The organism is Rhodoplanes sp. SY1, from assembly GCF_046000175.1.
GTDB lineage: Bacteria > Pseudomonadota > Alphaproteobacteria > Rhizobiales > Xanthobacteraceae > Rhodoplanes.
Genome location: NZ_JBEOMB010000276.1, coordinates 1 through 609 on the forward strand (window position 1 = coordinate 1; position 609 = coordinate 609).

At 68.1% G+C, this 609-nt stretch carries 1 protein-coding gene; it reads right to left on the bottom strand.

Translation table 11 applies throughout. From position 1 onward, the window contains the following. On the bottom strand, positions 1 to 609 hold a 609-nt coding region (locus ABTU92_RS29085), incomplete at both ends, for an MFS transporter (protein WP_408095039.1).

Below are 609 nucleotides of genomic sequence, written 5' to 3' on the forward strand. Positions count from 1 at the left end.
GGAAGGTCTCGCTCACCGTGAGATAAGCGGCGCTCGCCGCCGCCGAGGCGAAGAAGAACACGACGCTCCAGGCCATGGTCTGCTGGACGACCGTGATCTGCGCCTGCAGGAACAGGACACCCGACACGGCGAGCAGGAGGCCGGAGATTCCGTAGGTGAACGCGATCATCGGTCGGCGTCCGAGGGTGTCGAAGAGACGCCCGAGCAGCAGCGGCCCGAGGAAGTTGCCGATCGCGAAGGGCAGGATGTACCAGCCGACCGTCCCGATCGGCACGTCGTAGAAATCGGTCAGCACCAGCGCATAGGTGAAGAACACCGCGTTGAAGAAGAAGGCCTGCGCCACCATCAGCACGAGGCCGATCATGGCGCGGTCGCGGTGACGCACCAGCAGCGCGTCGGCGACCGCCGACAGCGGCGTATGGTGGCGGACCCGCAGCCGCACGGTCGGCAGGTCGTCGGTCGCACGCCCGGTGTGTCCTGCCACCTGACGCTCGATGTCGGCGACGATCGCCTCCGCCTCGGCGAGGCGCCCGTGCGTCATCAGCCAGCGCGGGCTCTCCGGGATCCACATCCGCATGAGCAGGATGACGAGCCCGAGCGCGGCGCCGA